General features: G+C 37.0%; 11 protein-coding genes. All 11 read left to right on the top strand.

What is annotated here, in order from left to right:
* Positions 1 to 633 precede the first annotated feature (633 nt).
* Positions 634 to 1,659, top strand: a complete 1,026-nt coding sequence (locus BKK50_RS04095; RefSeq protein WP_077415572.1) for a leucine-rich repeat domain-containing protein — start codon at positions 634 to 636, stop codon at positions 1,657 to 1,659.
* Positions 1,660 to 1,988: 329 nt separating this feature from the next.
* The gene (locus BKK50_RS04090; RefSeq protein ID WP_077415570.1) at positions 1,989 to 2,495 is read left to right on the top strand and encodes a hypothetical protein; all 507 of its coding nucleotides are present in this window, start codon (positions 1,989 to 1,991) and stop codon (positions 2,493 to 2,495) included.
* Positions 2,482 to 3,618, top strand: coding sequence for a hypothetical protein (locus tag BKK50_RS04085; protein WP_077415568.1), 1,137 nt, complete (start codon positions 2,482 to 2,484; stop codon positions 3,616 to 3,618). The genes BKK50_RS04090 and BKK50_RS04085 overlap by 14 nt, the downstream gene beginning before the upstream one ends.
* On the top strand, positions 3,600 to 3,776 hold the full coding sequence (locus BKK50_RS13205; RefSeq protein WP_077415566.1) for a helix-turn-helix transcriptional regulator: 177 nt from the start codon (positions 3,600 to 3,602) through the stop codon (positions 3,774 to 3,776). The genes BKK50_RS04085 and BKK50_RS13205 overlap by 19 nt, the downstream gene beginning before the upstream one ends.
* 9 nt (positions 3,777 to 3,785) lie before the next feature.
* Entirely contained in the window at positions 3,786 to 4,250 is a 465-nt protein-coding gene (locus BKK50_RS04075) for a LuxR family transcriptional regulator (protein ID WP_242650066.1), read from the top strand.
* A gap of 334 nt (positions 4,251 to 4,584) precedes the next feature.
* Positions 4,585 to 4,917: a type II toxin-antitoxin system RelE/ParE family toxin gene (locus BKK50_RS04070; protein WP_077415564.1), complete on the top strand. Its 333-nt coding sequence runs from the start codon at positions 4,585 to 4,587 to the stop codon at positions 4,915 to 4,917.
* Positions 4,914 to 5,222, top strand: coding sequence for a helix-turn-helix domain-containing protein (locus BKK50_RS04065; protein WP_077415562.1), 309 nt, complete (start codon positions 4,914 to 4,916; stop codon positions 5,220 to 5,222). Before BKK50_RS04070 ends, BKK50_RS04065 begins: the two co-directional genes overlap by 4 nt.
* Positions 5,223 to 5,312: 90 nt before the next feature.
* Positions 5,313 to 5,879 carry a hypothetical protein gene (locus BKK50_RS04060; protein ID WP_077415560.1) on the top strand — a complete coding sequence of 189 codons (567 nt, stop codon included), beginning with the start codon at positions 5,313 to 5,315 and terminating at the stop codon, positions 5,877 to 5,879.
* Between the two features lie 193 nt (positions 5,880 to 6,072).
* A complete protein-coding gene (locus BKK50_RS04055) occupies positions 6,073 to 6,276 on the top strand; it encodes a helix-turn-helix transcriptional regulator (protein WP_077415558.1) in 204 nt (67 codons plus the stop codon).
* A gap of 7 nt (positions 6,277 to 6,283) precedes the next feature.
* Positions 6,284 to 7,081 (top strand): antA/AntB antirepressor family protein, encoded by a 798-nt coding sequence (locus tag BKK50_RS04050; protein ID WP_077415556.1) that lies wholly within the window; start codon positions 6,284 to 6,286, stop codon positions 7,079 to 7,081.
* 8 nt (positions 7,082 to 7,089) lie between these two features.
* Positions 7,090 to 7,215, top strand: a complete 126-nt coding sequence (locus tag BKK50_RS13035; RefSeq protein ID WP_279625570.1) for a hypothetical protein — start codon at positions 7,090 to 7,092, stop codon at positions 7,213 to 7,215.
* Positions 7,216 to 7,284 lie beyond the last annotated feature (69 nt).

Raw genomic sequence — 7,284 nt, 5'->3', positions numbered from 1 at the left:
TTATCTAGTACAGCCCCAACAGTATTTTTTAACTGTATTTTGTTATTCTCCCACCTTATTCTTATTGCTAAACGTTTTTTAACCTATTTTTAGTCACAATGAGATAGAGTGGGGCGTATCATCTCTACTATCGCCACTACTAAAAACGGCGGTCAAAAACGATTTAATACGAAAAGTTACGATAAGAGAAAGTGCGGAAAAGCCTTGTAAACACTGGATAAAACAAAGCCCCGCGTTAAGTTCCGCAGGGCTGTGAAAGGGGTATATGGTGCACTAGCTGGACTCGAATTTTGATATTTATCCCTTTAAAATCATTGAGTTATATTTTATTATTTTTCTCGTAGTTACTATCATAGTTACTATAGATAAAATCCAAGTTAGATTTTCTTAATCATATCTTAAATTCTACCATTCTTTTTTGCTTAATAGTTTATTTTTTTATAAAAGGTGTTCACCTATTCACTTTTAACTATTTTCCAGAAAAATTTCTTTATTTATTATATAGTTATATTAGTGAATACTTTATTTTAAGTATTCACTAGGTATTCACTTCTATTCACTTAAAAAAATACTATATAAATTAAATTTACAAGGATATGATAAGAAACGTTGATTTATGATAAAGACTTTATTATGGAAAAACTACATTACTTTGATTACCCTCTTGAACAAGAACCACCACGTGATCAGATGACAATAAAAGAGAAACAGGCGTATGATTTTCGCCGTGCGGTTTTTCGTTGGTGGGACAGCTTAGAGGATAACTGGAAACGGCTTTTACTTTATACTTCTCACTTGCAAGATGACGATTATCCAAATCAAGTTGATAACAGCCAGCTAGAGAATAAACCTATTGAACCGGAAAAGAAATCAGACTTACTCAAAGTGCTTGAAATAAAATATCTCAATTCAGATTATTTGGGGGGCGATATTTACTTTGATAAATTCATTCCCCTTGATTTCTTGCCGAATCTTCAATCTATCGCTTTTGAGGGACAAGGGTTTAAAGATTTTAGTGCTATGCGTAGGTTATGTAATCTACAAGAATTTATTGTAATTCAAGACAATATTCAAAGCCTTGATTTTTTGCACCCGAATATTTGTAAAACTCTTGAACGGTTGTTTTTTTGGGGGGTAAATTGGGGTGAACAACTTGATTTTAAAGAATTGTCGGATTTAACTCATCTCAAAGAGCTGACATTGCTAGAAAATAATGTGGCCGATATTTCGTTCGCTACATCCTTAAAAAGGCTCACAGAAATTGATATATCGACAAATTCGCGACTGGTGGATATTCGCCCCTTGTCTGCGCTGAAAAATCTAAATAATGTAGAGCTGGCTTATAATCGTATTAGCGATATTTCACCTCTAATAAATCTTAAAAAATTACGCTGGCTTGATTTAGATCAAAATCATATTGAGGATATTTCGCCGCTTGCTGAGTTGAAAAATCTTTCCAATTTAACACTAAGCAATAATCCGATTAAAGACTTTACGCCATTGCTTAAGCTCACCGGTTTAAATACATTACGGATAAACAATACGCCAATCTCTGAAAAACAACTTACAGAACTTCAAAAAGCCTTGCCGGGTTGTAAAATCCATGCTGGTCACGGTGATAATTATATTTACAATTGGCCGGAAAAGCGGGAGTGGTAAAAATCACAATATTTTGAAACAAGATATTGGGAAAACCGTGATCCCTCAATGGATGAAATAATCTGGAACTGTTTCGATATCGAAACAGTTGTGGAGATATCTCCACAACTGAACTCTACGTAGGTATCTTAAGGAATAGAGATGATCGCCATCCCCTAAATCTCAGATCATAATGAGTGAAACCACCAGCGAAACACTTCAAATTCTAACCGCACTTTTCTTTGTAAGAAAAACACACAAAAAGCCATATAAAATAGGAAAAACGCCAAAATAAACCTTTTATATCTCTGTATGATGTAACCATTCAGTGATACAGGGGAGATATAGCAGTGAAGCGAAAAACGGTAGATAAAGCCCTTTCAGAGATGAAAGCCTATATTGCCGATTTTAGACAAGGCAGAATTAAAACCTATGAATATTTACCACCAACGGAAAAAGGCGGTGAAAAAATTCGTGTAGGAAAACCGCTCTTTAGTTTTGGTGCGCTTGCCTTGATTTCCGGAACAACAGAAGAAGAACTAACCTTATATGCTTATGAGCGCAACAAGCATGGCGAAATTGTTCACAAAGAATTTTTTCACACTTTAATTGATTTCTTAAATGTAACGGAAGCGGTTTTAATTGAAGGATTATTGATAGGGGATTATCAACCCGATACTGCAGAATGGATTCTAACTAATTGGCACAAATGCAAGATTGAGCGAATTCAAAAACTTAAAGAACAAGCGCAAACGTTCCGTTATATTCGCAATAGTGATGATGAAGAACCACGATTACCGCGCAAAGAAGAAATTTTTACACCACCAGAAAAGGAAACTAAGAATGAGCATTTTTAATATTAATCTAGAGACTTGCACGCCTGATAATTATCGTGCCGTGTATGATTACCTGAAAAGCAAGCAACAAACGCCCGATGAGCTGTTTATGTCGCTCTCAATGAAAGAAATCGAATACTTGACCGTAAACGATGGATTAATCCCTGAAAATAAAGGGTTTAATTCTCTCAACATGCAAGAAGAACGCCAATTTATTCTTGATGCTTATCCAGATCCAAGCACAATTAAAAAGGCGATTATGCTCACCCCTCGAGCTATTAATACGGCATATCTTGCGCCCTGGTATCAAAACGGGGCATTTGATAATTCACCAAAACCGCCAAAAAATGAGCGGATCGCCGTGTTACCGTTTTATTCTGAATTTACCGATGGTCAAACCCTTATTTTCTTTTTTGGCACAACGGAAGAAAAAGGGCTAGCAGCTATTGATCCTTATTCCGGTGAAAAGATTTACCCTAAACCCGTACAACGTTTAACCCCGCTTTTGTGTTATCTCAACCATACAAATATTATAGAGATTATGGAAAGCAAGGGGGATGCACGTAATAGTCTATTTTGGAACATTAAACGCGCCTCTTTGCTGGTTGAACTTAATAGCGAAAATGCTAAACGTTGGCAAAATGCAAATAAAGCGGGGTTAAGTGAATTATTTGTTGCTTGGAATCGTTTAGACTCATACAAAAAAGACCATCCGGCAATCTATCCATTTATCCAAAAAGCGCTGATGAACACACGCTTGACATCATTTAGTCTCGATCGTTTTTCACCGGTGGTAATGGCAACACAAATCATGATAGGTATTCAAAAGTACCAAGCAGAACTAGATCGCCAACGCCAAGAAAGCAAAGATGCAGCAGAAGATGAGCAAAAAATCAAAGAATTTGAGACTTATCGCATAAAGGCGCAAATTGTAAAAAATGCTATTGATGAGTATCGCCAATTTGACGAGCAATGCTACACAACATACCGCAACCAATTAGCCGCCAAAGAAGCGGAATTAAACGCTATTCTTAAACAAAATGACATTGCCGGCGAAGTATCAAGAATAGAAGTCTTGCCACCGATGACAAAACCCACTTTAAAAGTTTTAGAGGAGCCATTTTCATGGAAAGACCTAGACTAATCACTATTGGAAAGGTTGCTGATATGACGGGCCTAAGCCCCGATACAATTAGAATCTATGTTAAGCGCCGTCAATTTCCACAAGGAAAGATGATCGGTAAGCGGAGATTCTGGCATATTGACAGCGTGAATGACTGGTTATCCAAATTTAAAAATTAAGGTGCGATGGTGGGGAAACGTAAAACAAAGCCGGTTATTGAAATCAATGTTGATGAAGTTGAGAAACTGGCGGGGCAAGGTTTAACCGATCAACAAATAGCGTGTTGTTTAGGCATATCCCGCCGAACTTTGGCTAGTCGTAAAAAAGATTTTGCACAAATTGCACACGCTATAAAAAAGGGAAAAGCCAAAGGGATCGCAACGGTGACCAATGTGCTTTTTGAGAAAATTACAAAAGAGAAAAATATATCAGCGATTATTTTCTATTTAAAATCTCAAGCCGGTTGGCAAGAGCCACAAGTCGTCAAACAAGATATTCACGTCCAGAATATGGATCAGGTTTATAAACAACTTGATGAGATACTGGCCACCGGGAAAGAATCTGCCAGATTAGAAAATCAAAAAGCAGAAATGATAGAAAGACAGCGTTTATTGCAGGAGGAAGACTATGATTTAATTAAAAATGATAAATAACCTAATAATTGTATTCCTTTATTCAAAGACTTGGTGCGGTGCATTAAGTCTTTTTTATTGAAATTTTGTCAGCAGTGCGAGCCCACGGGAAAATTTAACGCTATCAAATGTAATGAGATGCAGTCGTGGTCATATGACCACGGTTGAACTATTCGTATAACCACCTTAAACATCCACCACCGGAGAAAGTTATGAAGAATCAGCGTTAAGAATATTTTCCTAACGGTAGGACTTAACCCCAATTTAAAGGAGTCTTCATCATCACTGGCGAAAGCACTTTACTTTATACGTTATTAACGTACAATAAGACAAATTTAGAATCATACTCAACATAATGAAACTTACTTTTATTGAGCTACCACCTTTTGAGCGTTATAGGAAAGAATATTTATCTGATGATGAGTATCGCACGTTTCAAAATGAACTTTTAGAGAACCCACAAAAGGGCGATGTAATTCCAGGAACAAATGGACTAAGAAAAATCCGTATCAGTCTGGCACAGCGTGGTAAACGTGGTGGTGCACGAGCTATTTATTATTATCTCACACAAAAATCCCGTATCTTGCTAATCACAGCTTACAGTAAAAACCGTAGCGAAGATTTAACGCAAGAACAATATAAAATTTTGGCTAATTTAGTAAAAGAAATCGAGGAATTAGAACAATGAGTAAATTATTTGATGAGCTGGTGGAAGGATTAAACGCCTACAAAGATTTTACACAAGGCAAAATCACACTAAGAACGCAAACTTTAGAGAAAGTTGAGCCGGTGCAAATTAGTGCTGATGAAATTAAAGAGATTCGTGAAAAATTAAAACTCTCTCAGGCGGTATTTGCACACAAATTAAGAACAAGTTTGAGAACCTATCAAGGCTGGGAACAAGGCAGAGCCAAGCCAAACCCGCAAGCGACATTACTTTTACGAATGGTTGATAAGTCACCTCAAACTTTTGAGCTTATTGCAGGTGCATAGCATGTTATCAATTTATTTTTCAAAGTGCGGTCAATTTTGATCGCATTTTGCTATTTGGAAGATATTTAAAACAAAAAGGAGCAAATCATTATGAAAAGCGAGCAGGTTAAAGACAACCGTGATGAGCAGAAAAGGCAGGCAATAGGAGAGCGTGAAGTCCATGAATTTAATTGCCAACAACTTCTTAGTATGAATAAAAGCTCAGGAAGTAATATGCTTTCCGATCTGTACCAAGGAATTATAGGTACAGGGCACGATGGAAAAAGCAAGACAATGTTTGAAATAGGTTTTGAGGGGTTGCAAAGAACGATTGAGCGAATTGATATGTTAGATTTAGATCCACCTTATCCCGATTTTACTATTGAGGAAATAGCGCGAGACTTGGCGCAATTAAAAATGGCTTACTTAGTGCTAATGGCATTTTATCAAAATACAAAAACTGTAAATGCTAAGATAAACGGAGCAACACAAAGAAAAGAAAACTCAATGAAACAAAAAGCGATTGATGAAGCCAAAAAGTTATGGGAAGAAGATCCAAGATTATCACTTGATAACATCGCTAATACTATCATAAATAAAAATATCGCCTCTCGCTCTCAATCAACGATAAAGCAATGGATCAGCCCCCATAACCCTAATAGAAAAGCAGAAAAATAGTCGGTTTATACCGGCTTTTTTATTGACTATTTGATTAAATAAATATTTAAAATGTACTGTAAATTTGTTTTAAAAGCAGCTTTTAAAACTTAGAAGCAGCTTATTGAATGGATAATAAGCCCCTCCCTTTTCATAATACCTACCGTAACGTTACACAACCTCACAAATGTTTAACTAACGGAAGGTATTTTTTATGAATAGACCTCAAACCCAATCTAAAAAATTAATCAGCAAAGCAGATGTATTACATTTGGTTTCTTTTGGTGGCACTAAATTAAACGAATTAGTTAAAGCCAAACAATTCCCACAGCCGATTCGCTTTTCACAAAACTTTATCCGATGGGATTTAGAAGAAGTGAATAACTGGATTGAAGAACAAAAAGCCGCGCGAGTTTAAGGAGGGAATGATAAACATTAAACAAGCCAAAACCGAAATCACCGCCCTACTTGCTCACCCTTTGAATTTATTTGAGGGAGTAGAAGGCATTAATGCCCGAGATGTGCATAGACTTTTGAAAGTGGGGCGTGATTATTCCACTTGGATTAAAGCCCGAATTAAGCAAGCTGGATTTATTGAAAATCAAGATTTTGTGATTGTAGAAAATTTGAGCTCACCAGTTTTGTTAAGCAAAAGTGATGAAGAATTGAGCTCCCCCGTTTTGGCGAGCGCAAAAAATAAACGCTCATCAATGGCACGACCTCAAAAACTCATTGATTACATCATCACCTTAGACACCGCCAAGCACCTTTGCTTAATGGAGAAAAATGAAATAGGGCGGGCTATCCGCCAACACTTTATCGAGGCTGAGAAACAGCTCAAACAGGTTGTGCCAAAGGTTTATCGGAACACTTTAGCCAAAACTCAAGCAAGGTTAGAGGCTATCGACCATAACCGAGAAATGACGGACGCAATCCAAGCCTATTATCAACGCCAAGGAAAAGCTCTAAAACCGCACCATTTCAGCATTAATCACGAACTGGTAGATAGCCTTGTTTTAGGTGAGAACGTGCGACAGTGGAAAGCCAAGCACGGAATTTTAGGCAGAGTACGAGATAGTTTTAATGTGAATCAGATGACCTTGCTCAAACTCTTATTAAAAACCAATGCAAGCCTTATCAATTTAGATATGCCGTATCAAGAACGCAAGGCACAGTTACAGAAATTAAGCCAACGTTATTTAAGCGAGCAGTTAGCGGCATAGGGGGAAATATGAGCGAGAACGGCTCAGATAAAGCAGGTCAAACAATCTCAACCGGAATTAAATTCTTTTTGTGTTGTGGTGGCATTGCACTATTAGCGGTGGCTTTTGCCTTTGGATATTACCCCATCAAATAGGGGCAAAAATGCTAGAAGAAATCATCCAATTTTTAATGTTTATCAGCCTTTTGTGTTAATGATCATGCA

The sequence above is a fragment of the Rodentibacter rarus genome (assembly GCF_001998965.1).
GTDB classification, from domain to species: Bacteria; Pseudomonadota; Gammaproteobacteria; order Enterobacterales; family Pasteurellaceae; genus Rodentibacter; species Rodentibacter rarus.
Note: the sequence above shows the minus strand (reverse complement) of the source record. Positions and strands in the feature narration are given on the sequence as shown.

What these genes read in the sequence shown, in the direction of transcription:
- BKK50_RS04095 (WP_077415572.1), top strand. Translation starts at nt 634, where the DNA reads ATGGAAAAACTACATTACTTTGATTACCCTCTTGAACAAGAACCACCA.
- BKK50_RS04085 (WP_077415568.1), top strand. Translation starts at nt 2,482, where the DNA reads ATGAGCATTTTTAATATTAATCTAGAGACTTGCACGCCTGATAATTAT.
- BKK50_RS13205 (WP_077415566.1), top strand. Translation starts at nt 3,600, where the DNA reads ATGGAAAGACCTAGACTAATCACTATTGGAAAGGTTGCTGATATGACG.
- BKK50_RS04070 (WP_077415564.1), top strand. Translation starts at nt 4,585, where the DNA reads ATGAAACTTACTTTTATTGAGCTACCACCTTTTGAGCGTTATAGGAAA.
- BKK50_RS04065 (WP_077415562.1), top strand. Translation starts at nt 4,914, where the DNA reads ATGAGTAAATTATTTGATGAGCTGGTGGAAGGATTAAACGCCTACAAA.
- BKK50_RS04060 (WP_077415560.1), top strand. Translation starts at nt 5,313, where the DNA reads ATGAAAAGCGAGCAGGTTAAAGACAACCGTGATGAGCAGAAAAGGCAG.
- BKK50_RS04055 (WP_077415558.1), top strand. Translation starts at nt 6,073, where the DNA reads ATGAATAGACCTCAAACCCAATCTAAAAAATTAATCAGCAAAGCAGAT.
- BKK50_RS04050 (WP_077415556.1), top strand. Translation starts at nt 6,284, where the DNA reads ATGATAAACATTAAACAAGCCAAAACCGAAATCACCGCCCTACTTGCT.
- BKK50_RS13035 (WP_279625570.1), top strand. Translation starts at nt 7,090, where the DNA reads ATGAGCGAGAACGGCTCAGATAAAGCAGGTCAAACAATCTCAACCGGA.